This window comes from Mycolicibacterium iranicum (assembly GCF_002101705.1).
GTDB lineage: Bacteria > Actinomycetota > Actinomycetes > Mycobacteriales > Mycobacteriaceae > Mycobacterium > Mycobacterium iranicum.
In genome coordinates this window covers 452,029-477,754 of sequence record NZ_LQPC01000030.1, presented here as the reverse complement: position 1 = coordinate 477,754, position 25,726 = coordinate 452,029, and the positions used below count along the sequence as shown (strand labels likewise).

The window sequence follows — 25,726 nt, the reverse complement described above, 5'->3', positions numbered from 1 at the left end:
CTTGCGCGAAGAAGAGACGGACGGGTGAGCGCTTGCGCGAAGAAGAGACGGGCGGGATGAGCGCTAGACCCGCCGCGGGGCCGCCAGTCGTTCCTTGCGGAGTTGCGTGACTTCGGGAAGTTCCAGCGGCGCAAGGGGGCCCACTACCTTGCTGAGTAGGTAGTCGGCTAGTTGCGGATTGCGGGCCAGGCAGCAGCCGTGCAGATAGGTCGCGACGATGCTGCCCTGTACAGCGCCGTCGATACCGTCACCCGCCCGGTTTCCCGCCCCTTTCGTCACCGCCGCCAGCGGTTGCGCCAGGGGACCGAGAATTGTTCCGCCGCGGTGATTCTCGAAACCGGTCAGCGGTTCGGTGAGGCCTTCGACCAGCGGTGTGGAGGCGACCTCGCCGATCGTGCGCTCCGGCTGCGGCGACGTCGTCACGTCGAGAATTCCGACCCCGTCGACGCGCTCACCGGCCGAGGTCTCATACCAGTGACCAAGCACCTGGATCGCCGCGCAGATCGCGAGCACCGGTGCACCTCGCGAAACCGCCTGCTGCAGACCGGGATAGCGGATCAAATGTTTGGTGGCCAGTCGCTGTGCGTAATCCTCGGCGCCGCCGAGTGTGTACAGATCGAGCTCCGCAGGCACCGGATCGTCGAGGGCAATCTCGACAATTTCTGCATCAATTTCCCTCAGCCGCAACCGCTGTCGCAACACCACGGCGTTGCCGCTGTCTCCGTAGGTGCCCATCACGTCGGGCAGCACCAGTCCGATCCGCACCGCCGACTCGGTCATGGCAGCCGCCTGTTCAACTGCAGGAACGCCGTGTAATTGGCCAGCACCTCGACGTGGCCCGGCGGGCACGAAGCGATGGCATTCAACGTGTCGTGTACCAGGGTGTGTTCGACGCCGGCGTAGCCGAGCCGCACCGCGAGGTCGGTGCCGCGTTCACCGGCGGCCACCACCGCGACCGTATCGAAGTGTTCGAACCGCACGTCCCACAACCACGACAGGTCTTCGCCGTCGGGCACTTGGCCGTTGACAGCGATCACTACACCCGCCGCGTCGCGGTCCACCATCGACAGCGCCTCTTGCCATCCGGCCGGATTCTTCGCCAGGAGCACTCGCACGGTGTGGTTGCCCACCCGGACGGTGCGGTAGCGGCCGGCGACCTCGTCGACCGCTGAAACCGCGGCCACCGCCGCGACAGGGTCGGCGCCCAGTGTCACCGCGGCGGCCACCGCCTGCGTCGCATTGCCGCGGTTGACGGTTCCGGGCAACGTGAGCGTCATCGGCAGGGCCAGCCCGTCCGGTCCGTAGATGTGGGTGTCGTCGAACCACCAGTCGGGGTTGGGTCGCTTGAAATCCATGCCGGTCGAATACCAGTGCTTGCCGTCGCGGACGATGACCTCGCCGGAGCGCGGGCAACTCACCGAGTCGCTGGCCCAGCTACCGCCCGCGGCCACCCACACCACGTGCGGGCTGTCATAGGCCGCCGAGGTCATCAGCACGTCGTCGCAATTGGCGATGACAACGGTCGACGGATGCCGGGCCAGCCCGGCGCGCAGCGTGCGTTCGATGTGGTTGATCTCGCCCACGCGGTCGAGTTGGTCGCGGGACAGGTTCAGCAAGATCGTCACCGCAGCTGGTACCGCATCCAAGACATGCGGAACGTGCATCTCGTCGACCTCGAGGGCGGCAAGCGTCGCGTCGGGCTTGGCGGCCAGCGCCGCCACTAGGCCGGCATCCATGTTGGCGCCCTCGGCGTTGGTCGCGACCGGGCCGACCGTGGCCAGCGCGGCCGCCGTCATCCGGGTCGTCGTCGACTTGCCGTTGGTGCCGGTGATGACGACGGAGCGCCGCCCGCGGCCCAGCTGGCCGAGGATCGACTTGTCGAGCGTCATGGCCACCAGGCCGCCGATCATCGCGCCGGCTCCTCGGCCGGTGACGCGGGACGCCCAGCGTGCGCCGGCGCCGGCGGCGAGCGCGACTCGTCCACGCACCGAGATTTCCCGGTCGCTGCGCTCCTGCCCTCCGACGGTGACCATGCCCGGCAGTTTAGAAGAGCGGCCGACACGCGGTGAGATGGAGCAAGGCATGTCAGCGGTGCGTGCCATCCTCGGTTCATGAGCTCAACCGCCGAACGTCGCTGGGGTCGGCCCGCCGGCACCGACGGCGCGGGCTGGGCCGTCGTCGACGTCGAGACCTCCGGTTTCCGGCCCGGTCAGGCGCGCGTTGTCAGCATCGCCGCACTGGCGCTCAGCGACGACGGCAATGTCGAGAAGAGCCTGTACAGCCTGCTCGACCCGGGTGTCGATCCCGGGCCCACCCACGTACACGGGCTCACTTCGGAGATGCTCGCGGGCCAGCCGACGTTCGGTGACGTCGTGGACGATCTGTGCGACGTGTTGGAGGGCCGCACTCTCGTCGCTCATAACGTCGGTTTCGACTACTCATTCCTGGCTGCCGAGGCCGAAATGGTGTCGGCGGAGCTACCCGTCGACACCGTCATGTGCACCGTCGAATTGGCGCGGCGCCTCGACCTCGGCTTGGACAATCTGCGCTTGGAGACGCTGGCCGCCCATCACGGCGTCACGCAGATGAAGCCGCACGACGCACTCGACGACGCGATGGTGCTGGCTCAGATCCTCAAACCGGTCCTGGTGGTCGCGCAGGAGCGGCGCAAGTGGCTGCCTGTGCACCCCGTGACGCGACGTCGGTGGCCCAACGGTCGCGTCACACACGACGAACTGCTGCCGCTGAAGGCGACGGCCGCCCGTCTGCCGTGCCCGTACGCCAACCCGGGAACCTTCGTAGAGGGTCGCCCACTGGTCCAGGGCATGCGGGTCGCGCTGTCAGCCGAGGTCAGCCACACCCACGAAGAGATGGTCGAGCGCATCCTGCACGCCGGGCTGGCGTTCACGGATGCCGTCGACATGAACACCTCGCTCGTCGTGTGCGACGCCGACGCACCCGAGCAGGGCAAGGGCTACCAGGCCCGGGAGCTCGGTGTCCCGATGCTCACCAGTGCTGCGTTCATGCAGCACATCGACTCCGTCATCGGCGGGTCGGCCATCGAGGCGTTCACCGAGAAGTCCCCGGCCGGGGATCAGTTCACGCTGTTCTGACGACGTCAGCCGGCGAGGGCCTTCGTTTTGAGGGTCTGGTATTCGGCGTCGCTGATGGTGCCGGCGTCCAGCAACGCCTTGGCATCGGCGATCTCCTGGGCCGGATTGCGGCCTGCCGCCTGCCGGATGTAGTCGTCGGTCTCGCGTTTCGCCTGGAGCGCCTGCTCACGTGCCCTCTCCGCCATCCCTTTGCCGCGGGCGACAAGGTAGATCAGCGCCGTCAGGTACGGCAGCACGATCAGAAAGATGACCCAGACCGCCTTCACCAACCCCGACGTCTTGTGGTCTCGCCAGAAGAGGTCGGCCAGGATGTTGAACAAGATGATCAGGTATGCGATGAACGCGAAGATGACGATCATCGACCAGAAGTAGTCCCAGAACGAATCCCACATGACCGTCAGTCAAGCAACCACCGCGGGGCGGGATCAGAGTCCAAAGTCCTCGAACAGCGGACTAGAGGCCACCCTGACGTGCGGCCCGGTTCACCGCAGAGACCACCGCACGCAGCGAGGCTGTCGTGATCGAGGTCGCGATGCCCACACCCCACACGGTCCTGCCGCCGATCTCGGCCTCTACGTAGGCCGCGGCCTGGGCTTCTTCGCCCGCCGACATCGCGTGCTCGGAGTAGTCCAGCACGTTGACGTCGAAGCCGACGGCGCCGATCGCGTCGACGAAGGCCGCCAGCGGGCCGTTGCCCGCGCCGACGATCTCGCGCTCCTCGCCGTTGACCTTCACCACGGCGGTGATGGTGTCGGTGCCGCCGTCGACCTCCGCCGCGTCGACCTTCTGGCGGATCCGCTCCAGCGGGCTGATCGGCGCCAGGTACTCCTCGTAGAACGCGTCCCACATCTCCTTCGGCGAAACCTCACCGCCTTCGCCATCGGTGATCCGCTGGATGGCTTGAGAGAACTCGATCTGCAGCCGACGCGGCAGCGCCAGGCCGTGGTCGGCTTTCATGATGTAGGCGACGCCGCCCTTGCCCGACTGGGAGTTGACGCGGATGACCGCTTCGTAGGTGCGGCCGACGTCCTTGGGGTCGATCGGCAGATAGGGCACCTGCCACAGGATGTCGTCGACATCTGAATCCTGTTCGTCGGCAGACACTTTCATCGCGTCCAGGCCCTTGTTGATGGCGTCCTGGTGGCTGCCGGAGAACGCGGTGTAGACCAGATCGCCACCGTAGGGGTGACGTTCGTGCACGCCCAGTTGGTTGCAGTACTCGACGGTGCGACGGATCTCGTCGATGTTGGAGAAGTCGATCTGCGGGTCGACGCCGCGGGAGAACAGGTTCATGCCCAGCGTCACCAGGCAGACGTTTCCGGTGCGTTCGCCGTTGCCGAACAGGCAGCCCTCGATACGGTCCGCACCCGCCGCATAGCCCAATTCGGCTGCGGCGACCGCGGTTCCGCGATCGTTGTGCGGGTGCAGGCTCAGGATGATCGAGTCGCGTGGCGTCAGGTGCCGGTTCATCCACTCGATCGAGTCGGCGTACACGTTGGGCGTGGCCATCTCGACGGTGGCGGGCAGATTGACGATCAGCGGCCACTCCGGGGTGGGCGCCACGATGTCTGCCACCGCGTTGCACACCTCGACGGCGTACTCCAGTTCGGTGCCGGTGTAGGACTCGGGCGAATATTCGTAGCGCCACAGGGTGTCCGGGTACTTCTTGGCCTCCTCGACGCACATGCGGGCGCCGTCGGTGGCGATCTTCTTCACCGCGTCGCGGTCGGCACGGAACACCACGCGGCGCTGCAGGATCGAGGTGGAGTTGTAGAAGTGCACGATCGCACGGGGTGCGCCTTCGCACGCCAGGAACGTGCGCTCGATCAGCTCGGGCCGGCACTGGGTCAACACCTGGATCGTGACGTCCTCGGGGATCGCACCCTGCTCGATGATCTCGCGGACGAAATCGAAGTCAGTCTGCGAAGCAGAGGGGAAGCCGACCTCGATCTCCTTGTAGCCCATCCGGACCAGCAGGTCGAACATGCGGCGCTTGCGTTGCGGGCTCATCGGGTCGATCAGCGCCTGGTTGCCGTCGCGCAGGTCGACCGCGCACCACGCGGGGGCCGTCGTGATGATCTTCTCGGGCCAGGTCCGGTCGGGCAGCCGGATGGGCTCCACTTCTTCGTCGAAACTGCGGTAGCGAGCCACCGGCATCTGCGAGCCGCGCTGCGTGTTCCAGGCAGGTTGACCGGGATGCGGGTCGCCCGCGGGGGTAGAGATGGTGCGTACCGAGCTGAAGGCATCGGTGGAGGGATTGAAATTGTCAGTCATGGTGTGCTCCGGTTGGGTCTCTAGGGGACTTCAGACCGGCGCATCGCGAAACACCCGCGACGGGAGGCCAGTCTGGATCAGACCCCGTCGCGGCGTCCGAGAAGGAGCACCCGCTGCACGGAGCTCACCATACTCCTGCCGCTGCGAGCGTCAAAACCTGTCAGACCTGGGAGTCGGGGAAGGCGATCACCGACAGGAAGCGGATGGGCAGCTCGACGAGGTCGACGGGACCGTGGGCGCCCTCGCCGTCCATCTGCAGTGAGTCGCCGGGGTGCAACCGGTACACCGAGCGGCTGTGGCTGTAGTCCATGACGCCTTCGAGCATGTAGATGAACTCGGTGCCGGGGTGCTGGAACAGCGGATAGGTCTGGCTCTTCTCCGACAGCGTGACGTGCAGGCATTCCAGCCGCTTGTGCTCGCCGCGCAGCGATCCGAGCACCTGGTATTCGTGGCCTTCGCGCGTGCCTTCCCGCACGATGGCGGCGCCGGTTCCCGCTTTGACGAAGGCTGCCGGACGTTCCACATCGGCGCCGCGGAACAGGCTGGTCACGGGAACGTCGAAGCCCTTGGCCAGTAGCGCGAGCGTCGACAGGCTGCACGAGGTCTGCGCGTTCTCGATCTTGCTCATCATCGCCTTCGAGATGCCGATGCGGGCCGCCGTCTCGGCGACGGTCAGACCTTGCTGTTGCCGAAGCAACCGCACGTTGCGACCGATCGCCGACTCGATCTCGAGCTCTTCGACCGGCGCTGCGGGGTCGCGGTCCCGCGCGGTTCCGGAGGTGTTGCGCAGCAGATCGTCAGGAGAGGCCACAGTGCACCTGTCTAGCGCATCTGTCCGGCCCCGACGTATGGGTAGGGCGTCTTGAGCGGGTCGTTCTCGGCGAAGCGGGAGAACCGGAAGTCCGACGCGGGGATGCGGGGGTCGCTGCTGCGGCCGTCGATGACGATGTCGGCGACGAGCGTGCCGACGGCGGGGGCGATCTTGAAACCGTGTCCGCTGAACCCCGCGGCGATGACGAGTCCGTCCATCGGCGCCTGCGAGATGATCGGGTTCCAGTCGGGCGTGACGTCGTAGCAGCCGGCGTAGCTGCTCGAGATCGAGGCGTCGAACAAGCCGGGGAAGCGGGTGCCGACCTTGTCGACGGTGAGGTCGATGAAGTCGTCGGTGGCGCGGTTGAGGTAGCTGTCGGGGTCGGTCGGGTCGATGTCGGCGTAGCCGGGCAGGTCGCTGTTGCCGAACAGGATCTCGCCGCGGACTTCGGGTCGCACGTACTGCAGCGACACCAGGTCGGAGAAGACGGGCACCTTTCCGACGTCGACGCCCGGGTCGATCATCACGATCTGTTCGCGGATGACCCTGATCGGCACGTCGACGCCGTACGGCTGCAGAAACGGTCTCGTCCATACACCGGTCGCGACGACGACGGTGCCCGCCGAGATCTCCGACCCGTCAGCCAGCCGCACTCCGGTGACTCGGTCGGCGTCGACGAGCAGTCCGGTGACAGTAGCGCCCTGACGGATTCGCACTCCGGCAGACCGCGCGGACGCCGAGAACGCCTGCGCGGTCTGGTAGGCGTCGCCGTAGCCCCCGCGGGCCTCCCAGCCGAACGCCGCGAACGGCGTGAGATCGGCGAACGGCCACAGTTCGGCGACGTCGGCCTTGTCGATCTCCTCGGTTTCGACGCCGACGGACTGTTGCGCGGCAAGGCTTTTTCGCAGCGCCTCGACGTTCTGCTCGCCGACGCCGACGACGTAGCCGGTCTGGCGGAAGCCGATGTCGAGTGCGTGATCTCCCAGAAATTCTTGAGGGGCCTCGAAGATCTTGAGGCCCTCGGCCGCCATGGCCGCCAGGGAGCTGACGCCGTAGTGGCAGCGCACGATCCCGCTGGACTTTCCGGTCATGCCGGAGCCGACAGTATTGCGCTCCAGCACAACGGCATCGGTAATGCCGCGTCGACTCAACGCCCACGCCGCAGCCGACCCTTCGATGCCGCCGCCGACGATGACGACGTCCGCGGTCTCGTTCACCACTTCTGCCCGGGGATCCAGTCCGTCCCGGCAAGGGGAACCTTGGCCATCGCGGCCGCTTCGATGCTCACCGCGACAAGGTCGTCGGGCTCGAGGTGGCACACGTGGGACTTGCCGCACGCGCGAGCGATGGTCTGTGCCTCCATCGTCAGGACGCGCAGGAAATTGGCCAGCCGCCGTCCTCCGGCAATCGGGTCGAACCGCGCTGCGAGCTCCGGATCCTGCGTGCTGATCCCCGCGGGATCTCGTCCGTCCTGGTAGTCATCGTAGAAACCTGCTGCACTGCCGAGCTTTTCGTACTCCGCGGCGTAGCGCGGGTGATTGTCGCCGAGAGCGATCAGCGCCGCGGTACCGATCGCGACGGCATCCGCGCCCAGCGCCAGCGCCTTCGCGACGTCGGCGCCGTTGCGGATTCCGCCGGACACGATCAACTGGACTCCTTTTCTTCCCGTCGCTCCGCTCGCCCCGGTCCTATGGACGCCCAGTTCTTGCAGCGCTTGCACCGCTTGCGGAATCGCGGCAAGGGTGGGAATCCCGACATGCTCGATGAACACGTCCTGGGTCGCGGCAGTACCGCCCTGCATGCCGTCGACGACGACGACGTCTGCGCCTGCGTGCACTGCGAGTTTGACGTCGTAGTACGTGCGCGTGGCGCCGACCTTGACGTAGATCGGCTTCTCCCAGTCGGTGATCTCGCGCAGCTCGTTGATCTTGATGGTCAGGTCGTCGGGGCCGGTCCAGTCCGGGTGACGGCACGCCGAGCGCTGGTCGATCCCCTCGGGTAGCGTGCGCATCCCGGCGACACGCTCGGAGATCTTCTGCCCCAACAGCATTCCACCACCGCCGGGTTTGGCGCCTTGACCGAGAACCACCTCGATGGCGTCGGCCTTGCGCAGGTCGTCGGGGTTCATTCCGTACCTCGACGGCAAGTACTGGTAGACGAGATACTTGCTCTGGCCGCGCTCTTCGGGCGTCATGCCGCCGTCACCGGTCGTCGTCGAGGTGCCGACCTCGCTGGCTCCGCGCCCCAGGGCTTCCTTGGCGGGGCCGGACAGCGCCCCGAAGCTCATGCCGGCGATCGTGACCGGGATATCCAGGTGCAGAGGGTGTTTGGCGAACCGGTCGCCGAGCACGACATCGGTGGCGCACCGCTCGCGGTATCCCTCGAGCGGATAGCGGGACATCGATGCGCCGAGGAAGAGCAGGTCGTCGAAGTGGGGTAGCGGACGTTTGGCGCCCCAGCCGCGGATGTCGTAGATGCCGGTTTCGGCCGCTCGCTGGATCGCGGCGATGGTGGCGCGGTCGAAGGTCGCGGATTCGCGTAGGCCAAGACGGGCCCGCTCGTCACTCGTTTGGCTCATCAGTAGCTGCTCGCATTGTCGACGTGGAAGTTGTACAGGCTTCGTGCGGATCCGTATCGCGTGTAGGCAGCGGTGTCGTCGCCCTCGAACCCCGCCGCTTTCAACAGCTGTCCGAGTTCCTGGTGGTGCTCTTCCCGCATCGGTTTCGCGATGCAATCCGCGCCCAGCGACGCCACCTCTCCACGAACGTAGATGCGGGCCTCGTAGATGGAGTCGCCGAGCGCTTCCCCTGCGTCGCCACGGATGACAAGCCGACCGGCCTGCGCCATGAAGGCGCTCATGTGGCCGACGTTGCCGCCGACGACGATGTCCACCCCTTTCATCGAGATGCCGCAGCGCGCAGCGGCATTGCCCTCGACGACGAGCAGGCCACCGTGCGCGGTGGCACCCGCGGATTGCGAGGCATCGCCTTTCACCCAGACCGAACCGCTCATCATGTTCTCGGCGACACCGGTCCCTGCGTTGCCGTTGATGACGACATCGGCCTGCTGGTTCATGCCTGCGGCGTAGTAGCCGACGTGCCCGTCGACGGTGACCGTCGCCGGTGCGTTGAGGCCGACGGCGACGTTGTGTGCCCCCGCGGGGTTCTCGATGATGACCTCGCCGGCCAGATCCGGGGCGTGCAACGCGGTGTTGACCTCGCGAAGCGGGGATGAGCGCAGGTCGAAGACTATCGCCGACGAGCGCTCGCGCGAGGAGAAATCTATCGCTGCCATGCGTACACCACCTCGGGCTCGGGCTCCCAGATCTTGGCCTTCTCGACGCCGGGAAGTGCTGCCAGGGCGCGGTATTCGCTGCCCATGGCGACCCATTCGTCCGTCTCGGCGATCACGGCGGGCTTGCATGCGATCGCATCACGCACCACGGCGAACGAATCGCGGTTGGACACCAGGAGCGTGTAGAAGCCATCAAATGTGGCACACAGCTCTTTCAATGCGCTTTCGACATCGCGGCCCCGCGAGAGCTGTTCGGCAATGAATCGCGCGCCCACCTCGGTGTCGTTCTCGCTGTCGAAAACCACACCGGCTGCCCGCAGCTCGCGACGGATCGTCGCGTGGTTGGCGAACGAGCCGTTGTGCACCATGCACTGTCCGGGCCCCACAGCGTACGGGTGACAGCCCGCGGGGGTCACGGCCGATTCGGTGGCCATCCGGGTATGCCCGACGCCCTGCCACCCCTGGGCGTTCGCCAGACCCCATCCGTGGGTGAGTACACGAGGATGGCCGACACCTTTGAGAACTGCCATGTCAGAACCGAATCCTGCGATGAGCGCGTCAGGATAGGCGGCGCGGACTGCGGACAGCAGCACCTCGGAATCCACCGCGGCCGACAGGACGTGGCTGACTCCGACGGCGGAACCGGCGACGTCGCCGCCCAGGGCTGCGCCAACGGATGCGGCAACCTGGGTGGTGTCCTCGGTCGACTCCGTGCCGAGATCGGCGATCGACACGCAGCCGTGGCCCGGCGGCGACCAGTTCGGGTCACCGTAGACGGCGACACCTGCCGAATCGCCGCCGCGATCGCCCATCTCGCACAGCATTCCGGTCAGCAACTGCCCGAGTCGGGGATAGAGCTCGGGTGTCCGTAGGTGCAGCCCGATGATCCCGCACATGACTTGACCTCTTTCCTGTGAAGCGACGTCGTCCTAGAAGGCGGTGAGGTAGCTGTCCAGCTCCCACGAGCTGACCGAGCTGTGATAGGCGAAGAATTCCTCGCGTTTGAGGGTGGCGAAGTAGGTGGCGACGCCGGCACCCGCGGCGTCGAGGACACCGGTGACGACCGGGTCGGTCTCGAACTCGTCGACGGCGTGCAACAGGGTGGGCGGCAACGCGCGTGTGCTCAGGCCCGATCCGACTGCCCCCGGATCGGTGCTCCGCTTGATGCCGTCGATACCCGCGCCGAGGGCGGCCGCGATCGCCAGATAGGGGTTGGCAGATCCGTCGCCACCGCGCATCTCGATCCGATCGGAGTCCGGGACCCGAATGTAATGCGTGCGGTCGTTGCCGCCGTAGGTTGGCAACCGCGGAGCCCATGACGCCCCAGAGGACGTGCTGACCGCTCCGGTTCTTTTGTAGGAGTTGACGGTTGGTGCGACCACCGCCTGCAGTGCGCAGGCGTGTTCGAGGATTCCGCCGATGAACCCGTAGGCGGTGTCGGACAGCCCGAGGCCCCGGTCATCAAGGCCTTCCCCTCCTGCCGGGAAGACGGGGGTTCCGCCGCTGGTGAGTGACAGATGCAGGTGCAGCCCACTGCCTGTTTTGTCGCCGAAGGGCTTCGGCATGAAGGTGGCGATCATCCCTCGTTCGGCGGCGATCATCGAAAGCAGATAGCGCAGAGTGATGACCCGGTCCGCGGTCGTGAGTGCGTCGGCGAACTTGAAGTTCTGCTCGAACTGTCCGTTGCCGTCTTCGTGGTCATTGGCGTAGTTGGACCAACCGAGCTTGTTCATCGCGGTTGACACGGTGGTGAGGTGGTCGTACATGCGGGTGACGCCGCGAGCGTCATAGCAGGGCTGGGATGCGGTGTCGGCGGTGTCGGCGACCGAGACAGAGCCATTGTCGTTGCGACGCAACAGGAAGTACTCGACCTCGGCACCGACCCACGGTTCGAATCCGGCGTCCGCGCAGCGCTGGATCAGTGACTTGAGGATCACGCGCGGGGCGTAGGGCCACGGTTGGCCGTTGACGTGGGGATCGCAGTGCACGATCGCCAGTCCGTCCTTGATGAAGGGGACAGGTGTGAACGACGCCGGGTCGGGGATGGCCATCAGATCGGGATCTTTGGGCTCTTGGCCCATGGCGCCGACCGCGTAGCCGGCGAAACCGACGCCCTCGGTCGCGAGCAGGTCGACTGCTTCGACGGGCACAAGCTTGGCGCAGGGTTTGCCGCGGAGGTCGACGAACAATGCGAGGACGAACCTGGTTCCGGCGTCCGCCGTGAGGTCCTGGAGCGTGGGGGCCATCGGAGTCCTTGTCTCTTGTTGGGAATCAAAGTATCACTAAAGGAAACACGGTGCACAACGAAAACGGCCGGTGCGAGCCCACGGGCCCGCACCGGCCGTCGTGCGCCTTAAGCCGACGCGGGCTGCAATTCGTACGAGGCCTCGCGATGGAACGCCGCGTCGATGCCCTTCTCCTCATCGTCAGGCGAGATGCGAATGCCCACAGTCTTTTTGAGCGCGAAAGCGATCAGGAACGCGACGGCGAACGAGTACGCCATGACTGCGCCAGCGGCAACCGCCTGCTTCCAGAGCTGCTCCACGCCACCGCCGTAGAACAGGCCATTGGTGGCGTTGGGCATCGAATCGCTGGCCAAGAAGCCGATCAGCAGCGTGCCGACGACACCGCCCACCAGGTGCACCCCGACGACGTCGAGCGAGTCGTCATACCCGAAGCGGTCTTTGAGGCCCACGGCGTACACGCAGATCGCGCCCGCGATGGCACCGAGGATGATCGCGCCGACCGGCGTGACGGCACCGCAGGCCGGAGTGATGGCCACGAGGCCGGTGATGGCCCCGGATGCCGCACCGACACCGGTGACGTGGCCGTCCTTGAACTTCTCGACAGCAATCCAGGCCAGGGTCGAGGCGCATGTCGCGACGAACGTCGTCACCATGACGATCGCGGCCGAATTGCCCGCGGCCAGAGCGGAACCGCCGTTGAACGCATACCAACCCGCCCACAGCAGGCCGGCGCCCAGCAGGGTCAGCGGCACGTTGTGTGGCTTGCGCAGCTGTCCCCAGTTCTTCGACTTGCCCAGCACTATGGCCACCGCGAGGGCCGCCGCGCCCGCGTTGATGTGGACCGCGGTGCCACCGGCGAAGTCGATCGCTTTCAGCTTGTTGGCGATCCATCCGCCGACCGAGTCCTCGGTGACGACCCCGTCGAACGCGAAAACCCAGTGGGCAACCGGGAAATAGACGAGGACGGCCCACAGCGTCGCGAAGCCCATCCACGCACCGAACTTCATCCGGTCGGCGACCGCACCCGAGATCAGCGCGACTGTGATCGCGGCGAACAGGGCCTGGAAGATGGAGAAGAGGCTGATCGGCAGCCCGGAGATCGTGGTCTGTGACTCCAGCAGATCCTTCATGCCTGCGAACTCCGTGAGGCTACCGAGGTAGCCGCCATAGGAGGTGCCGAACACCATCGAGAATCCGAAGAGGACCCAGATGACGCCGACGACGGCCACGGCGCCGAAGGTCATCATCATCATGTTGGTCGAGCTCTTCACCGAGACCATGCCGCCATAGAACAGCGCGAGTCCGGGAATCATCAGGGTCAGCCCGATGATGCAACACAGCATGAAAGCCGTGGTGCCGGTGTCCACTACATCCATTTCGAATCCATTCGAACCAGTCCTTCTTCGGAAATGTGCGGCTGCCAGACGAGCCGTTCACCGGACAGTTACCGACGTGTCTGTTACGACGGTGGTCGCGTTGCGTTTCCGGCGAGTAACGACCTTCATCGGGCCGACAGCGCTACGTTGATCGCGTGTGCACACGAGTGGTCTACCTGGGAACCGGTGAGCGGATCGTCACCGGACGGTCGATGGACTGGGAAGTCGAGATCGGAACCAATCTGTGGGCGCTCCCGCGAGGCGTGGAGCGCACCGGCAGCGCGGGGCCGGGCTCGCTGGAATGGACCTCGAAGTACGGCAGTGTGGTGGCCAGCGGCTACGACATCTCGACAACCGACGGCCTGAACGAAGCGGGACTTGCGGCCAACCTGTTGTGGCTCGCGGAGTCGCAGTACCCCTCGGGTGAGGGCACGCATTCGGCGCTGTCACTGTCGCTGTGGGCGCAGTACATCCTCGACAACTATGCGACGGTGGCTGAGGCGGTTGCTGCACTGACGGCGACACCGTTGCACATCATGACCATCGAGGTGCCCGGCCAGCAGCGCCTGGCCACCCTGCATCTGGCGTTGTCGGATGCCAGTGGCGACAGCGCCATCGTCGAGTACATCGACGGCGAGCAGGTAATCCATCACGGCCGCGAATTTCAGGTGATGACGAACTCGCCGATCTTCGACAAGCAGCTGGCCATCTCGGAGTACTGGAAGGAGATCGGCGGGACGGTGATGCTGCCGGGCACCAACCGCGCCGCCGACCGGTTCGTCCGCGCCTCGTTCTACATCGATGCGGTTCCCAAGACCGCCGACCCGCTGGAGGCTGTCGCCGTCGCGCTCGGTGTGGTGAGGAACGCGTCGGTTCCCTACGGAATCACCACGCCCGAGGCGCCGAACATCTCGTCGACGCGGTGGCGCACCGCCATCGACCACACGGCGCTGCGCTACTTCTTCGAATCGGCCTTGTCGCCGAGCACCTTCTGGGTCGATCTGAAGAACCTCGACCTCAGCGAAGGGGCGCCGACCCTGCGCCTCGAGCTGGGGGAGGGGCAGAAGACCGTCTACACCGGCGAGACGAGCGCGCAGTTCAAAGAGGCGGAGCCGTTCACGTTCCTGGGCGTGGCGTAGGCGGGCAGCGGGGCTGTGGCGCGAATACACGGTTTCTGACGAATTCCGGCAGTTTTTCGTCAGAAGGCGTGCACTCGGTGGCCGGGGATCAGGGGCCGGGCCACCCGCGCTGACGCAGTGCGCGGTCCACGCGCCGCCAGATGTCGCGGGGCTCGCGTCGCAGGTGGTGCGCGCTGACGCGGACGATGGTCCATCCGCGCTCTGCCAGAAACTCCAGACGGGCGATGTCGTCCGCGTGATTGGCCGGGTCGGTCCAGTGCTGTTCGCCGTCGTACTCGACTCCGACGCTGTATACGGGCCAACCCATGTCGATGCGCCGGACGACCCTGCCCGCTGCGTTTCTGATCGGGATTTGGGTCTCGGGCCTGGGCGCCCCACTCCTGACGAGCAACAAGCGCACGCGCGTTTCCTGGGGTGACTCCGCCCCTCCGTCGACCAACTCCAGGACGTCCCTCAAACGACGGATTCCCCGCGCGCCGGGGTGACGCGCGGTGACCCTGCTGATTTCCGTGGTCGGGCAGCGGGTTGCATTGAGGAGTGCGTCGATTCGGATGATCGCTTCGTCTCCCGCGATTCGCCGGCCGAGGTCGAATGCGGTGCGCGCCGCCGTCGTGCAGTCGACGCTCTGTACCAGGCACACCTCGTCGTCGAGAAGCGTCTCCTGGTGGATCACGATGCCGTCGGCGTTCCCGCAGCGGACGCGTGTGAGTTCAGCAGGAGCGTCGGACGGAATCCACCGCGCGCCGTGCATCGCCGCGGCCGACAGCCCCGCCAGCGTGGCTGATCGTCGCGACCACAGCCACGCCGCAAAGGCTCGATCTCGGGCAGTCAGCGTCAGCCCGGCCGGTGCGTAGACGTTGTGGTGCACCTTGACGAACCGGCGCCGAAGGTCGTGACGGGTCAACTCTCCGGCGGACAGTGCCTCCGAGGCAACGACGAGTTCGCGCACATAACGTTAGGCGCGTTGGAAGGCCGAACGGTTCCGCGAATGCACGGCTTCTGACGAGAATCAGCCGAATTCGCTCAGAAACCGTGCATTCGCGGCAGTTGAATCCCAGTTGAGCACCACCTCTGACAACGGCAGCCGCTCGCGTGGTCTCGCATCTCGCTCGGCGATCTCCTGGGTGGCATGCTCGGCGAGCCGTCCAACGGCGATCATGACCACCGGATGCAGGGTGTCCGCGAGGTCGAATGCGCGGGAGGCTCCAGGGACGTCGAAGCCTGCCATCGGATGTGCGATCAGCCCGCGCGACACGGCCTCGATGAGCAGGTTCGCCATCGCCGAGCCCGCGTCGACCGTGGAGTACAGCTTCGTCCGGTCGTCCTCGCCCTCGTCTGCGCACAGCAGGATGAGGGCGCCGGCCGCCCTCGCGTAGCTGTTACCCCTTCTGAGCAGCTCGGACAGGGCCTGGAACGTGTCGTCCCCGCGGAGTCCCACGATGAACCGCACCGGTTGGCGATGACCCCACGTCGGCGCCCAGCGGGCGGCCTCCAACAGTGCGATCACGTCTTCTCTGGGCACATCCGCGGCGGCATCGAAAGCCCGCGGACTCCAGCGGCAGGCGATCGGGGGATGGATGGGGACCGAGGTATCGGCGAGCCGATCGGGCATGTGGTGCACGTTACCGACGCGACCGGCGGGAAAAATCGCGTGCGCGCAGCCCTTATCCTTGATCGGGATTCCCCCGATTCGAAAGGCTTGAGCAAGTGGCGCTCGTCGTACAGAAGTACGGCGGATCCTCGGTGGCGGACGCCGAGCGGATCCGTCGTGTGGCCGAGCGCATCGTCGAGACGAAGAAGGCGGGCAACGACGTCGTCGTGGTCGTCTCGGCGATGGGCGATACCACCGATGAGCTGTTGGACCTGGCCAAGCAGGTGTCGCCGGCCCCGCCCGTCCGTGAACTCGACATGCTGCTGACCGCCGGCGAACGCATCTCCAACGCGCTCGTCGCGATGGCCATCGAATCGCTCGGCGCCCAGGCGCGGTCGTTCACGGGATCGCAGGCAGGCGTCGTCACCACTGGCACCCACGGCAACGCCAAGATCATCGACGTCACCCCCACCCGCCTGCGCGCGGCGCTCGACGAGGGCCAGATCGTCCTCGTGGCGGGCTTCCAGGGCGTCAGCCAGGACACCAAGGACGTCACCACGCTCGGCCGCGGCGGCTCCGACACGACCGCCGTCGCTGTGGCCGCCGCTCTCGACGCCGACGTGTGCGAGATCTACACCGACGTCGACGGAATCTTCACCGCCGACCCACGGATCGTGCCGAACGCCCAGAAGCTCGACAACGTCTCCTTCGAGGAGATGCTCGAGATGGCCGCCGCGGGCGCCAAGGTGCTGATGCTGCGCTGCGTCGAGTACGCACGCCGCTACAACCTGCCCATCCACGTCCGGTCGTCGTACTCCGACAGGCCCGGCACCGTCGTCAAAGGATCGATCGAGGACATCCCTATGGAAGACGCCATCCTGACCGGAGTTGCCCACGACCGCGGAGAGGCGAAGGTGACGGTTGTCGGCCTGCCCGACGTTCCCGGGTACGCCGCCCAGGTGTTCCGCGCGTGCGCCGACGTCGATGTGAACATCGACATGGTGCTGCAGAACATCTCAAAGGTCGAGGACGGTAAGACCGACATCACCTTCACGTGCTCGCGCGAGAGCGGCCCGGTCGCGGTGGAGAAGCTGACGTCGCTGCAGGACGAGATCGGTTTCACCCGTGTGCTTTACGACGATCACATCGGCAAGGTCTCGCTGATCGGTGCCGGTATGCGCTCGCACCCCGGTGTGACGGCGACCTTCTGCGAGGCTCTCGCCAACGCGGGCATCAACATCGACCTCATCTCGACCTCGGAGATCCGGATCTCGGTACTCATCAAAGACACTGAGCTCGACCGCGCCGTGGCGGCGCTGCACGAAGCCTTCGGGCTCGGCGGCGACGAGGAAGCTGTCGTCTACGCGGGAACGGGGCGGTAGAAAATGGTAAGCATTGGTGTCGTAGGGGCGACCGGTCAGGTCGGCCAGGTGATGCGAAATCTGCTGGTGGAGCGCGACTTCCCGGCCACTGAGGTGCGGTTCTTCGCCTCGGCCCGCTCGGCGGGTAAGAAGCTCGAGTTCCGCGGTCAGGAGATCGAGGTCGAGGACTCTGAGACGGCTGATCCGTCCGGTTTGGACATTGCGCTGTTCTCCGCGGGTGCGACGATGTCGCGGGTGCAGGCGCCACGCTTCGCCGCCGCGGGAGCCGTCGTCGTGGACAACTCCTCGGCGTGGCGCAAGGACCCCGACGTTCCCCTGGTGGTGTCCGAGGTGAACTTCGAGCGCGACGCCGGCAACAGGCCGAAAGGCATCATCGCCAACCCCAACTGCACGACGATGGCCGCGATGCCGGTGCTCAAGCCGCTGCACGACGAAGCCGGTCTGACGAGGCTGATCGTGTCGAGCTACCAAGCGGTTTCGGGCAGTGGCCTGGCCGGCGTCGAGGAACTCGCCACGCAGGCCCGCGCCGTCATCGACGGGGTCGAGCAGCTGGTGCACGACGGCTCAGCCCTGGATTACCCGGCGCCGAACAAGTACGTCGCGCCGATCGCCTTCAACATCGTCCCCCTGGCTGGTTCACTGGTCGAGGACGGCTCCGGCGAGACCGACGAGGACCAGAAGCTGCGCAACGAGAGCCGCAAGATCCTCGGCATCCCCGAGCTGCTGGTCTCCGGCACCTGCGTGCGCGTCCCGGTGTTCACCGGGCACTCGCTGTCGATCAACGCGGAGTTCTCCCAGCCGCTTTCGGTGGCTCGGGCCACGGAGATCCTCGGCGGCGCGCCCGGGGTGACGCTGACCGACGTGCCCACGCCGCTGGCCGCCGCCGGTGCCGACGACTCCCTCGTCGGCCGCATCCGGCAGGACCCCGGCGTACCGGACGGTCGCGGACTTGCGCTGTTCGTCTCAGGTGACAACCTGCGTAAAGGCGCGGCGCTCAACACGATTCAGATCGCCGAACTCCTGGCCGCGCAGGGCTAGTTTGCGCCGAAACTGCATTCCACGCGGTCTTTTTGCGATCTTTTGCGCGTGGAATGCAGTTTCGGCGATACCGGCGCATGCGACGCCGGTGACGCTGCCGCCGCTGATGCCGGGGCAGGTACTGCGGCTGGCGGCGGCCGCCGGGACGGGCACCGCGACAGCTGATTACGGTATCGGCGCCACTGATCTGTGCGAGTTCATGGAGTTCCCGAGCGGCACCCTGCAGGTGTGCGGCGACAGCTTCGCCGGACAGGCCGTCGGGTTCGGCGGGTGGTACTCACCGATCGCATTGCACGTGGTGGGCGACTCGCTCGAAGACGCGGGCGGGGTGCGCTACGACGGGGTGACCGGTGTCGACACCCCACTGCTGGCCGATCCGACACCGCCCGGCCAATCGCAGCTGCCCGCGGGCATCATCGAGATCAACCGCGAGAACTGGATGATGGTGACCACGACCAAAGATCTGCGCCCGCAGACGTCGCGACTGGTGAAAGCGGAAGCAGGCAAAGGTAATTGGGAGACTGTACCGGATTCCGAACGGGATGCGGCCTATGCCGGCGGCAGGCAGACGCAGATCAGCGGCTACTACGACCCGATTCCGACGGCCGATTCGGAGCGCGGCTGGGTGTACATCGTGGCCAACAACTTCGACCGCAGCGGGCCGGCAGTGCTCTACCGGGCGACGCCGCAGACCTTCACCGACAGGTCCGCGTGGCAGGGCTGGACGGGAACGACATGGGGTGGTGAGCCCGCGCCGCTGTGGCCCGACAAGGTGGGTGAGATGAGCGTGCGGCAGATCGACGGTATGACAATGCTGTCCTACTTCAACGCGACCACCGGCAACATGGAGATCCGCGTCGCCAACGACCCGACGCAGCTCGGCACCGCGCCGATGACCACCGTCGTCGTCGCGGCGCCCTGGCCTGAGCGGGTTGAGGACCTTCCCCCGCCGTATGACAACCGGCTCGCTCAGCCCTACGGCGGCTACATTTCCCCCGGGTCGGCGCCGGATGCGGTGCGGGTGTTCGTCAGCCAGTGGAACACCATGCCGCGCGGCGGAACACCGTACCGCGTGATCCAGTACGCGGTGAACCCGATAAAGCCCTGGTGAGCGCATGCTCGCCCGATTGAGCCAGAGCTGCCCGCCGGAGTCGAGCTAGCTACCTTGGATGCGTCTCGTGTAATCCGTCCGCCGTTCCTCGTTTACATCATCCTGAAACACTCGTTCGCCTCCGAGCATTCGTTCGATCGACTCGTAGGCCCACCGCGGCAACAACTTTCGACCCGGTAGTGCGATGGCTCCCATCGAGCGCGGCACGATGGTCCGGGGCCGCGGCTTTTCGATCAACCGGGCGACGGCGCGGGCGACGTCGATCGGGTCGATGTTTTTGATCCCACGCACCTTGCCGACACCGGAAATCATCTCGGTATTGGTCAAAGCCGGGAGCACGACCGAGAAGTGGACCCCGCTGCGACGATTCTCGAGCCGGAGCGCGTCGGTGAAACCGAGGACGGCGTGCTTTGTCGCCGAGTAGGTCGCAACTCCTGGCACGGCAATCAGGGAGCTGGTCGAGGCGATGTTGATGATGTGCCCGCTGCCTCTATTGCGCATGCGTGCGAGCGCCAACTTGCTCCCGAGCATCACCCCGTACGCATTGACCTCGAGAACGCGACGTGTGACGGCGTCCGGTTCCTCGACAAACGGACCGACCGAGATGATGCCGGCGTTGTTGACCAGAACGTCTACAGGGCCCAGCGTCGCCTCAGTACTGTCCAGAAACATCCTGAACGATTGCTCATCGGTCACGTCGAGCGCGGTGGCAATCTTCAATCCCAACGTAGATCCCGTCTCGGCGGCCGCTTCGGCGTCCAGGTCCCCGATTGCGACGTGCGCCCCCAACTCGCTGAGAAGCACTGCGATGGAGCGCCCGATGCCCCGCCCGCCGCCGGTTACCGCCACCACCTTGTTGTGAATCGGCATAGCGTCAACCCCTCATGCGCCGCACTGCTCGAATCAGGAAACTACTCGTGTCGTCGCGAATTCGGGGCCCAGCTCATAGCTCATTCACAGCTGACGCCTAATCGGCGCTGTGGATCGGAGCGGAGGATCACCGCATGAGTGACATCAGACCCGAACAGCCCGAGCAATCCGAGCAGGTCGAACCACCGACGGGGCCTGTGCTGACCGCGCCACCGGCGGCGGCTCCCCCTCCGCCGCCGGTGGCGCCCCAGACGATCTACGTCCCGCAGCCGCCGAGCCGGCTGAACAAGGTGGCCGCCTGGGTCGGCATCGTCGCCGGGTCGGTCTTCACGGTCGCCGTCATCTTCGGCACCGGCTTCATCGTCGGCAAGCACGTCGGTGACGGACCTCGGGACCATTTCCGCGGTACCGAGATGGTCGTGCGTCCAGGTCCTGCCATGTTCCCGATGGGTCCCCCCGGCGGCTTCGAGCGCGGCCCCGGCTTCGCGGGCCCGTTCGGTCCCGGACCGATGATCGACGTCCCGAGGCCGCCCGGCCCCCCTGCGCAGGCGCCGACGACGCAGCCTCGGCCCTGACCGTTTCGCTTTCGGGATTATTCGGGATTTTTCGGGTACCCGGCCCTCGAGATCGACGGCCCAGCCCGGAAGCCGCCCATCCCCGAGGAGAAACATGTCTGAGAAGTACGCCACCACCGACGCGGGCGCTCCCATCCCGAGCGTCGAACACTCCCTGACCGTCGGATCCGACGGCCCGATCCTGCTCCAGGACCATTACCTGATCGAGCAGATGGCCAACTTCAACCGCGAACGCATTCCGGAGCGTCAGCCCCACGCGAAGGGGGGCGGCGCCTTCGGTCAGTTCGAGGTGACCCACGACCTCAGCGCCTACACGAAGGCGGCGTTCCTGCAGCCCGGTGCCAAGACCGAGATGGTGGCCCGCTTCTCGACGGTGGCCGGAGAGCGCGGTAGCCCAGACACGTGGCGCGACCCCCGTGGCTTCTCGCTGAAGTTCTACACGTCCGAGGGCAACTTCGACATGGTCGGCAACAACACGCCCGTGTTCTTCATCCGCGATCCGATGAAGTTCCAGAACTTCATCCGCAGCCAGAAGCGGATGGCGGCCAACAACCTCCGCGATCACCACATGCAGTGGGACTTCTGGACCCTGTCGCCGGAGTCCGCGCATCAGGTCACATGGTTGATGGGCGACCGCGGCATTCCGAAGACCTGGCGCCACATGAACGGCTACTCCAGCCACACCTACAGCTGGCTCAACGACAAGGACGAGCTGTTCTGGGTGAAGTACCATTTCAAGACCGACCAGGGCATCGACTTCCTGACCCAGGATGAGGGTGACAAGCTCGCGGGTGAAGACGGTGACTACCACCAGCGTGATCTGTTCACAGCAATCGAGGACGGCAACTTCCCGAGCTGGACGCTGCACGTGCAGATCATGCCGTTCGAAGACGCAAAGACCTACCGCTACAACCCGTTCGACCTGACGAAGGTGTGGCCGCACAGCGACTATCCGCTGCACGAGGTCGGCAAGATGACGCTCAACCGCAACGTCGTCGACTATCACACCCAGATGGAGCAGGCCGCGTTCGAGCCCAACAACATCGTTCCGGGCACCGGGCTGAGCCCCGACAAGATGCTGTTGGCCCGCGGCTTCTCCTACGCCGACGCCCACCGGCACCGACTCGGTGTGAACTACAAGCAGATCCCGGTCAACGAGCCCCACGTCGAAGTCAATGCGTACTCGAAGGACGGTGCGATGCGCATCCGCAACGCGACCGATCCGGTGTATACGCCGAATTCGATGGGCGGACCGGAAGCCGACCCCCGACGTGCCTCCGAGGTCCACTGGGCCTCTGACGGGGACATGGTCCGATCCGCGTACGCGCTGCGCCAGGACGACGACGACTGGAGTCAGGCGGGCACGCTTGTTCGCGAGGTTCTCGACGACGAGGCGCGGGACCGCTTGGCCAACAACATCATCGGGCATGTGCTCGACGGGGTGAAGGAGCCCGTGCTTTCGCGAGTGTTCGAGTACTGGAAGAACGTCGACCCCGACCTGGGCAAGAAGGTGGAGGAGGGCGTCCGCGCAGGCGGCTAGCCGTTCGGCTGCACCGAGTGCACAGAAAATGACGCAGAACGTCGATTCTTCGTCATCAAGGGTGCATTCGGCGCGACCGTCAGCCCTGTCCGGGATACGGCAGCAGCGCCATCTCTCGCGCGTTCTTGATCGCGATGGTGACCTGGCGCTGCTGCTGGACGGTCAACCCGGTCACCGTCCGCGACCGGATCTTGCCGCGTTCGGAGATGAACTGACGCAACGTCGAGGTGTCTTTGTAGTCGACACGCTCAATCCCCAGCTGTTTGAGCAGATTTCGGCGCTTCTTGGGTGCGGCCTTGTCCGGAGATCTGCGTTTCACCAGCTGGACTTCCGAACGCCGGGGAGATGACCGTCGTGGGCGAGTTCACGCACGCGGACGCGCGACAGGCCGAACTTGCGCAGATGCCCGCGCGGCCGTCCGTCGATCGAATCGCGGTTGCGTACGCGGACCGGACTCGCATCGCGCGGTTGGCGATTCAACTCCGACTGGGCGGCGGCACGGACCTCGGGTGACGACGACGGGGATTTGATGATGCGTTTCAGCTCGGCCCTGCGATCGGCGTAGCGGGCGACGATCTCGCGGCGCCGTTCGTTCTGGGCGATCTTGGATTTCTTCGCCATCAGCGCTCCTCACGGAAGTCGACATGCTTGCGCACGACAGGGTCGTACTTGCGCAATACGATCCGATCCGGATCGTTGCGCCGGTTCTTGCGGGTGATGTAGGTGTAACCGGTACCGGCGGTGGACTTTAGTTTCACCAATGGCCGGATCTCGTTGCGCGCCATCAGATTTTCTGTCCTCCTCGGCGTAGACGCGCCACCACGGATTCGATTCCGTCGCGGTCGATGACCTTGATTCCCTTGGCGCTGACGCGAAGCGTGACGCGCCTGCCCTCGGACGGCAGGTAGTAGGTCTTGCGCTGAATGTTGGGGTTCCAGCGGCGACGGGTTCGGCGGTGCGAATGCGACACCGTGTTGCCGAAGCTCGGCGCGCGGCCGGTGACTTGGCAGTGCGCGGACATGAAGCCCTCCTTGACCTTATTGAAAATGATTTTCGACAACCTCGCTCGAAGACTGTAGCGTCAACGTCTGATTATTGAAAATCATTTCCATTAGAGGAGGCTTGATGCGCACCCCAGTTGTCGTCGTGACCGGTCGGGGAGACGTCGAGGACATTGCGGGTGTGCTTGTCGGCGGGCAGGGGACGGCCCTGGTCGAACACCACTTCGACGGGCACGTCGTGCATCGCAAGACGACGATCATGCAGCGGGGGATCGCGGTCAGCGCCGACGCGATCCTCGAGCTCACCAACTGCTGCATGTCGTGCACGGTGCGCAACGATCTGCTGGAGCACCTCCGCCGGCTGCACCGCAGGCCCGACGTCGACCGCATCGCGGTGCGGTTGAGCCCGTGGATGGAGCCCGAACCCGTCTGCTTCGCCATCGGCCACTCACCGGCGTCGCGGGACGTGTCCATCGCCGCGGTGGTCACCGCCGTCGACACGTCGTCGTGGCTTCCGGACGCGCTTGGGGAGGACGAGCTCGACGACGGCCGCACGGTGGCGCAGGTGGCCGTCGCTCAGGTCGAATTCGCCGACGTCCTCGTCCTCACCCGTCCGCATCCCGACACCCTCGCCGTGGCGCGTCGGCTCGCGCCCCGGGCGCGCGTCACGGTCGGGACCGAACGGCTCGAGCTGGCGTTGGCCAACCTGGAGTCCGACGCTCGTCGGGGCCGCAGCGACGATCTGCACGGCTCCCTGTTGGCGGGTCAACCGCCACTGGAACCTGCCGGTCCGGTACGCCTCTTCGAGTTCCAGGCTCACCGACCCTTCCACCCGCAGCGGCTGCATGCCGCGGTCGACTCTCTGCTCGACGGTGTCGTGCGCAGCAGGGGTCGGCTGTGGGTCGCCAGCCAGCCGGACCAAGCGATGTGGCTGGAGTCGGCCGGCGGCGGACTGCGGGTCACGCGTGCGGGGAAGTGGTTGGCCGCCATGTCCTCCCGTGAAGTCGCCTACGTCGGACCGGAGCGGCGCGCGATGGCCGATTTGATCTGGGACTACCGGCACGGTGATCGGCATACCTCGATGACGGTGCTGACGTGCGGCGCCGACCCCGCCGAGATCCTGGCGGCTCTGCAGAGCGCACTGCTCACCGAGGTCGAGATGCGGCGTCCCGAGGAGTGGGGCCGCTACGACGACCCCTTCGGAGACTGGAATGCCGACGAGGCGCGGCTGGCATGATCGGGTGAATGAGCATCGAAGTCGTCTACACCGCAGAGTCCACTGCGACCGGTGGTGGCCGCGACGGCCACGTCAAGTCCACCGACGGCAAAATCGACCTCGACACCCGTCCGCCGAAGGAGATGGGCGGCAGCGGTGAGGGTGTCAACCCCGAGCTGCTGTTCTCGGCGGGATACGCCGCCTGCTTCCTCGGCGCGCTGCGGCTCGTCGCCAAGAACGAGAAGGTGAACCTCGACGAGGCCAGCGGCATCACCGCCCAGATCGGTATCGGAAAAGACGTTGACGGCGGCTTCGGTCTGACCGCGCAGTTGATCGGCTATCTCCCGGGCCTCGACCAGGACGTCGCCGACGACCTCATGGAAAAGGCGCATGGCGTGTGCCCGTACTCGAAGGCCACTCGCGGCAACATCGACGTGACGCTGAAGGCCAAGGTCTTGTGATTCGGTTCGTCGCATCAGGATTGGCGGTGGGCGCGGCACTCGCGCTCGCCGCACCTGCGGCAGCCCGTCCGTCCGATCCGGGCGTGGTCAACTACGCCGTGCTGAACAAGGGCTCCGTCGGCAACATCGTCGGGGCGCGATTGGGATTCGAGACGACATTCACGAATCCGTTCCAGGCGTTCTACGTCGACAATCCCGCGTGCAACAACTGGGCGGACATCGGACTGCCCGAGGTCTACAACGACCCGGATCTGGCATCGTTCAGCGGCGCCGTCGCCCAGGAATCGCCGACCGACATGACGCATTTGGTCAAGCAGACGGTGGGGGTATTCGCCACCGCCGACGCGGCCAACCGGGCGTTCTACCGGCTCGTCGATTGGACGGTCGGCTGCAGCGGTCAGACCACCGCGATGCACCTGGACAACTTCACCACCCAGGTGTGGACCTTCACCGGCGGGCCGACCTCGGCCACGGACGCGAACTGGGTCAAGCAGGAAGCCGGCACCGACCGGCGCTGCTTCGTCACCACGCGGCTGCGGGAAAATGTTCTGCTGCAGGCGAAAGTGTGCCAATCCGGCAACGGCGGTCCCGCGGTCAATGTGCTGGCCCAGGCGATGCAGAACACACTGGGGCAATAGTCCCTGGCGAATGTCACCGGTAAGTCACTGATTAAAACTGGGGACTTTGT

28 protein-coding genes are annotated in these 25,726 nt (G+C 66.0%); 10 read left to right on the top strand and 18 right to left on the bottom strand.

Going from position 1 to position 25,726, the window contains the following annotated elements; translation table 11 throughout:
• Positions 1 to 63: 63 nt before the first annotated feature.
• Both AWC12_RS15910 and AWC12_RS15905 read right to left on the bottom strand, forming a co-directional pair.
• On the bottom strand, positions 64 to 780 hold the full coding sequence (locus tag AWC12_RS15910; protein WP_085175393.1) for a type 1 glutamine amidotransferase: 717 nt from the start codon (positions 778 to 780) through the stop codon (positions 64 to 66).
• Positions 777 to 2,033 carry a Mur ligase family protein gene (locus AWC12_RS15905; protein ID WP_085175391.1) on the bottom strand — a complete coding sequence of 419 codons (1,257 nt, stop codon included), beginning with the start codon at positions 2,031 to 2,033 and terminating at the stop codon, positions 777 to 779. Before AWC12_RS15905 ends, AWC12_RS15910 begins: the two co-directional genes overlap by 4 nt.
• Before the next feature lie 78 nt (positions 2,034 to 2,111).
• Between AWC12_RS15905 and AWC12_RS15900 the strand changes: the two genes are divergently transcribed.
• On the top strand, positions 2,112 to 3,113 hold the full coding sequence (locus AWC12_RS15900) for a DEDDh family exonuclease (protein WP_024447193.1): 1,002 nt from the start codon (positions 2,112 to 2,114) through the stop codon (positions 3,111 to 3,113).
• A gap of 5 nt (positions 3,114 to 3,118) precedes the next feature.
• On the opposite strand, the gene AWC12_RS15895 is transcribed toward AWC12_RS15900, so the two are convergent.
• From AWC12_RS15895 to AWC12_RS15855, 9 genes are all read right to left on the bottom strand, one after another.
• Positions 3,119 to 3,505, bottom strand: coding sequence for an SHOCT domain-containing protein (locus tag AWC12_RS15895; RefSeq protein ID WP_085175389.1), 387 nt, complete (start codon positions 3,503 to 3,505; stop codon positions 3,119 to 3,121).
• A 61-nt stretch (positions 3,506 to 3,566) separates the two neighbouring features.
• Complete coding sequence (gene leuA / locus AWC12_RS15890; protein ID WP_024447191.1) at positions 3,567 to 5,387, bottom strand: 2-isopropylmalate synthase; 1,821 nt, start codon at positions 5,385 to 5,387, stop codon at positions 3,567 to 3,569.
• Positions 5,388 to 5,547: 160 nt separating this feature from the next.
• A complete protein-coding gene (locus AWC12_RS15885) occupies positions 5,548 to 6,198 on the bottom strand; it encodes a helix-turn-helix domain-containing protein (RefSeq protein WP_024447190.1) in 651 nt (216 codons plus the stop codon).
• Between the two features lie 11 nt (positions 6,199 to 6,209).
• On the bottom strand, positions 6,210 to 7,415 hold the full coding sequence (locus AWC12_RS15880; protein WP_085175466.1) for an NAD(P)/FAD-dependent oxidoreductase: 1,206 nt from the start codon (positions 7,413 to 7,415) through the stop codon (positions 6,210 to 6,212).
• Positions 7,412 to 8,776, bottom strand: a complete 1,365-nt coding sequence (locus tag AWC12_RS15875) for an FMN-binding glutamate synthase family protein (protein WP_085175387.1) — start codon at positions 8,774 to 8,776, stop codon at positions 7,412 to 7,414. The genes AWC12_RS15880 and AWC12_RS15875 overlap by 4 nt, the downstream gene beginning before the upstream one ends.
• Positions 8,776 to 9,492 (bottom strand): protein glxC, encoded by a 717-nt coding sequence (locus tag AWC12_RS15870; protein WP_085175386.1) that lies wholly within the window; start codon positions 9,490 to 9,492, stop codon positions 8,776 to 8,778. Before AWC12_RS15870 ends, AWC12_RS15875 begins: the two co-directional genes overlap by 1 nt.
• The gene (locus AWC12_RS15865) at positions 9,480 to 10,388 is read right to left on the bottom strand and encodes a class II glutamine amidotransferase domain-containing protein (protein ID WP_024447186.1); all 909 of its coding nucleotides are present in this window, start codon (positions 10,386 to 10,388) and stop codon (positions 9,480 to 9,482) included. The genes AWC12_RS15870 and AWC12_RS15865 overlap by 13 nt, the downstream gene beginning before the upstream one ends.
• 33 nt (positions 10,389 to 10,421) lie before the next feature.
• Positions 10,422 to 11,738 carry a type III glutamate--ammonia ligase gene (gene glnT / locus AWC12_RS15860; protein ID WP_085175384.1) on the bottom strand — a complete coding sequence of 439 codons (1,317 nt, stop codon included), beginning with the start codon at positions 11,736 to 11,738 and terminating at the stop codon, positions 10,422 to 10,424.
• Between the two features lie 107 nt (positions 11,739 to 11,845).
• On the bottom strand, positions 11,846 to 13,105 hold the full coding sequence (locus AWC12_RS15855) for an ammonium transporter (protein WP_085175382.1): 1,260 nt from the start codon (positions 13,103 to 13,105) through the stop codon (positions 11,846 to 11,848).
• Positions 13,106 to 13,269: 164 nt separating this feature from the next.
• Between AWC12_RS15855 and AWC12_RS15850 the strand changes: the two genes are divergently transcribed.
• The gene (locus AWC12_RS15850) at positions 13,270 to 14,253 is read left to right on the top strand and encodes a bile salt hydrolase (RefSeq protein WP_085175380.1); all 984 of its coding nucleotides are present in this window, start codon (positions 13,270 to 13,272) and stop codon (positions 14,251 to 14,253) included.
• Between the two features lie 88 nt (positions 14,254 to 14,341).
• Here AWC12_RS15850 and AWC12_RS15845 read toward each other — a convergent pair whose 3' ends face one another.
• The gene (locus AWC12_RS15845; RefSeq protein WP_085175378.1) at positions 14,342 to 15,202 is read right to left on the bottom strand and encodes a type IV toxin-antitoxin system AbiEi family antitoxin; all 861 of its coding nucleotides are present in this window, start codon (positions 15,200 to 15,202) and stop codon (positions 14,342 to 14,344) included.
• Between the two features lie 60 nt (positions 15,203 to 15,262).
• Entirely contained in the window at positions 15,263 to 15,865 is a 603-nt protein-coding gene (locus tag AWC12_RS15840) for a nitroreductase family protein (RefSeq protein WP_085175376.1), read from the bottom strand.
• Positions 15,866 to 15,960: 95 nt separating this feature from the next.
• Here AWC12_RS15840 and AWC12_RS15835 point away from each other — a divergent pair, with 95 nt between their 5' ends.
• The 3 genes from AWC12_RS15835 to AWC12_RS15825 are packed head-to-tail and all read left to right on the top strand — an operon-like array spanning position 15,961 to position 19,375.
• Positions 15,961 to 17,226 (top strand): aspartate kinase, encoded by a 1,266-nt coding sequence (locus AWC12_RS15835; protein ID WP_085175374.1) that lies wholly within the window; start codon positions 15,961 to 15,963, stop codon positions 17,224 to 17,226.
• A gap of 3 nt (positions 17,227 to 17,229) precedes the next feature.
• Positions 17,230 to 18,264 (top strand): aspartate-semialdehyde dehydrogenase, encoded by a 1,035-nt coding sequence (locus tag AWC12_RS15830; RefSeq protein WP_085175372.1) that lies wholly within the window; start codon positions 17,230 to 17,232, stop codon positions 18,262 to 18,264.
• A 1-nt stretch (position 18,265) separates the two neighbouring features.
• Positions 18,266 to 19,375 carry a DUF4185 domain-containing protein gene (locus tag AWC12_RS15825; RefSeq protein ID WP_085175370.1) on the top strand — a complete coding sequence of 370 codons (1,110 nt, stop codon included), beginning with the start codon at positions 18,266 to 18,268 and terminating at the stop codon, positions 19,373 to 19,375.
• 45 nt (positions 19,376 to 19,420) lie between these two features.
• On the opposite strand, the gene AWC12_RS15820 is transcribed toward AWC12_RS15825, so the two are convergent.
• Positions 19,421 to 20,245 (bottom strand): SDR family oxidoreductase, encoded by an 825-nt coding sequence (locus AWC12_RS15820; protein WP_024447177.1) that lies wholly within the window; start codon positions 20,243 to 20,245, stop codon positions 19,421 to 19,423.
• Between the two features lie 134 nt (positions 20,246 to 20,379).
• Between AWC12_RS15820 and AWC12_RS15815 the strand changes: the two genes are divergently transcribed.
• Positions 20,380 to 20,820 (top strand): hypothetical protein, encoded by a 441-nt coding sequence (locus tag AWC12_RS15815; protein WP_024447176.1) that lies wholly within the window; start codon positions 20,380 to 20,382, stop codon positions 20,818 to 20,820.
• Between the two features lie 94 nt (positions 20,821 to 20,914).
• Complete coding sequence (locus AWC12_RS15810) at positions 20,915 to 22,360, top strand: catalase (protein ID WP_024447175.1); 1,446 nt, start codon at positions 20,915 to 20,917, stop codon at positions 22,358 to 22,360.
• Between the two features lie 79 nt (positions 22,361 to 22,439).
• Here the strand turns inward: AWC12_RS15810 and rpsR are convergent, their stop codons facing one another.
• From rpsR to rpmB, 4 genes are read right to left on the bottom strand one after another with little or no spacing between them, the layout of a single operon-like run.
• Positions 22,440 to 22,679: a 30S ribosomal protein S18 gene (gene rpsR / locus AWC12_RS15805; protein ID WP_024447174.1), complete on the bottom strand. Its 240-nt coding sequence runs from the start codon at positions 22,677 to 22,679 to the stop codon at positions 22,440 to 22,442.
• Positions 22,676 to 22,981, bottom strand: coding sequence for a 30S ribosomal protein S14 (rpsN, locus tag AWC12_RS15800; RefSeq protein WP_024447173.1), 306 nt, complete (start codon positions 22,979 to 22,981; stop codon positions 22,676 to 22,678). The genes rpsR and rpsN overlap by 4 nt, the downstream gene beginning before the upstream one ends.
• Entirely contained in the window at positions 22,981 to 23,145 is a 165-nt protein-coding gene (rpmG, locus tag AWC12_RS15795; protein WP_024447172.1) for a 50S ribosomal protein L33, read from the bottom strand. Before rpmG ends, rpsN begins: the two co-directional genes overlap by 1 nt.
• Positions 23,145 to 23,381: a 50S ribosomal protein L28 gene (gene rpmB / locus AWC12_RS15790; RefSeq protein ID WP_024447171.1), complete on the bottom strand. Its 237-nt coding sequence runs from the start codon at positions 23,379 to 23,381 to the stop codon at positions 23,145 to 23,147. The genes rpmG and rpmB overlap by 1 nt, the downstream gene beginning before the upstream one ends.
• Before the next feature lie 104 nt (positions 23,382 to 23,485).
• Between rpmB and mrf the strand changes: the two genes are divergently transcribed.
• The 3 genes from mrf to AWC12_RS15775 are packed head-to-tail and all read left to right on the top strand — an operon-like array spanning position 23,486 to position 25,676.
• Positions 23,486 to 24,598 carry a ribosome hibernation factor-recruiting GTPase MRF gene (gene mrf, locus AWC12_RS15785; protein WP_085175368.1) on the top strand — a complete coding sequence of 371 codons (1,113 nt, stop codon included), beginning with the start codon at positions 23,486 to 23,488 and terminating at the stop codon, positions 24,596 to 24,598.
• 8 nt (positions 24,599 to 24,606) lie between these two features.
• A complete protein-coding gene (locus AWC12_RS15780) occupies positions 24,607 to 25,038 on the top strand; it encodes an organic hydroperoxide resistance protein (RefSeq protein WP_024447169.1) in 432 nt (143 codons plus the stop codon).
• 20 nt (positions 25,039 to 25,058) lie between these two features.
• Complete coding sequence (locus AWC12_RS15775; RefSeq protein WP_420087722.1) at positions 25,059 to 25,676, top strand: sensor domain-containing protein; 618 nt, start codon at positions 25,059 to 25,061, stop codon at positions 25,674 to 25,676.
• Positions 25,677 to 25,726: the final 50 nt, after the last annotated feature.

Coding starts and splice junctions, on each gene's coding strand:
- AWC12_RS15910 (WP_085175393.1), bottom strand. CDS start 780: ATGACCGAGTCGGCGGTGCGGATCGGACTGGTGCTGCCCGACGTGATG.
- rpmG (WP_024447172.1), bottom strand. CDS start 23,145: ATGGCGCGCAACGAGATCCGGCCATTGGTGAAACTAAAGTCCACCGCC.
- AWC12_RS15895 (WP_085175389.1), bottom strand. CDS start 3,505: ATGTGGGATTCGTTCTGGGACTACTTCTGGTCGATGATCGTCATCTTC.
- AWC12_RS15815 (WP_024447176.1), top strand. CDS start 20,380: ATGAGTGACATCAGACCCGAACAGCCCGAGCAATCCGAGCAGGTCGAA.
- AWC12_RS15875 (WP_085175387.1), bottom strand. CDS start 8,776: ATGAGCCAAACGAGTGACGAGCGGGCCCGTCTTGGCCTACGCGAATCC.
- AWC12_RS15870 (WP_085175386.1), bottom strand. CDS start 9,492: ATGGCAGCGATAGATTTCTCCTCGCGCGAGCGCTCGTCGGCGATAGTC.
- leuA (WP_024447191.1), bottom strand. CDS start 5,387: ATGACTGACAATTTCAATCCCTCCACCGATGCCTTCAGCTCGGTACGC.
- AWC12_RS15810 (WP_024447175.1), top strand. CDS start 20,915: ATGTCTGAGAAGTACGCCACCACCGACGCGGGCGCTCCCATCCCGAGC.
- rpmB (WP_024447171.1), bottom strand. CDS start 23,381: ATGTCCGCGCACTGCCAAGTCACCGGCCGCGCGCCGAGCTTCGGCAAC.
- mrf (WP_085175368.1), top strand. CDS start 23,486: ATGCGCACCCCAGTTGTCGTCGTGACCGGTCGGGGAGACGTCGAGGAC.
- AWC12_RS15900 (WP_024447193.1), top strand. CDS start 2,112: ATGAGCTCAACCGCCGAACGTCGCTGGGGTCGGCCCGCCGGCACCGAC.
- AWC12_RS15830 (WP_085175372.1), top strand. CDS start 17,230: ATGGTAAGCATTGGTGTCGTAGGGGCGACCGGTCAGGTCGGCCAGGTG.
- AWC12_RS15905 (WP_085175391.1), bottom strand. CDS start 2,033: ATGGTCACCGTCGGAGGGCAGGAGCGCAGCGACCGGGAAATCTCGGTG.
- AWC12_RS15840 (WP_085175376.1), bottom strand. CDS start 15,865: ATGCCCGATCGGCTCGCCGATACCTCGGTCCCCATCCATCCCCCGATC.
- glnT (WP_085175384.1), bottom strand. CDS start 11,738: ATGGCCCCCACGCTCCAGGACCTCACGGCGGACGCCGGAACCAGGTTC.
- AWC12_RS15820 (WP_024447177.1), bottom strand. CDS start 20,245: ATGCCGATTCACAACAAGGTGGTGGCGGTAACCGGCGGCGGGCGGGGC.
- AWC12_RS15865 (WP_024447186.1), bottom strand. CDS start 10,388: ATGTGCGGGATCATCGGGCTGCACCTACGGACACCCGAGCTCTATCCC.
- AWC12_RS15780 (WP_024447169.1), top strand. CDS start 24,607: ATGAGCATCGAAGTCGTCTACACCGCAGAGTCCACTGCGACCGGTGGT.
- rpsN (WP_024447173.1), bottom strand. CDS start 22,981: ATGGCGAAGAAATCCAAGATCGCCCAGAACGAACGGCGCCGCGAGATC.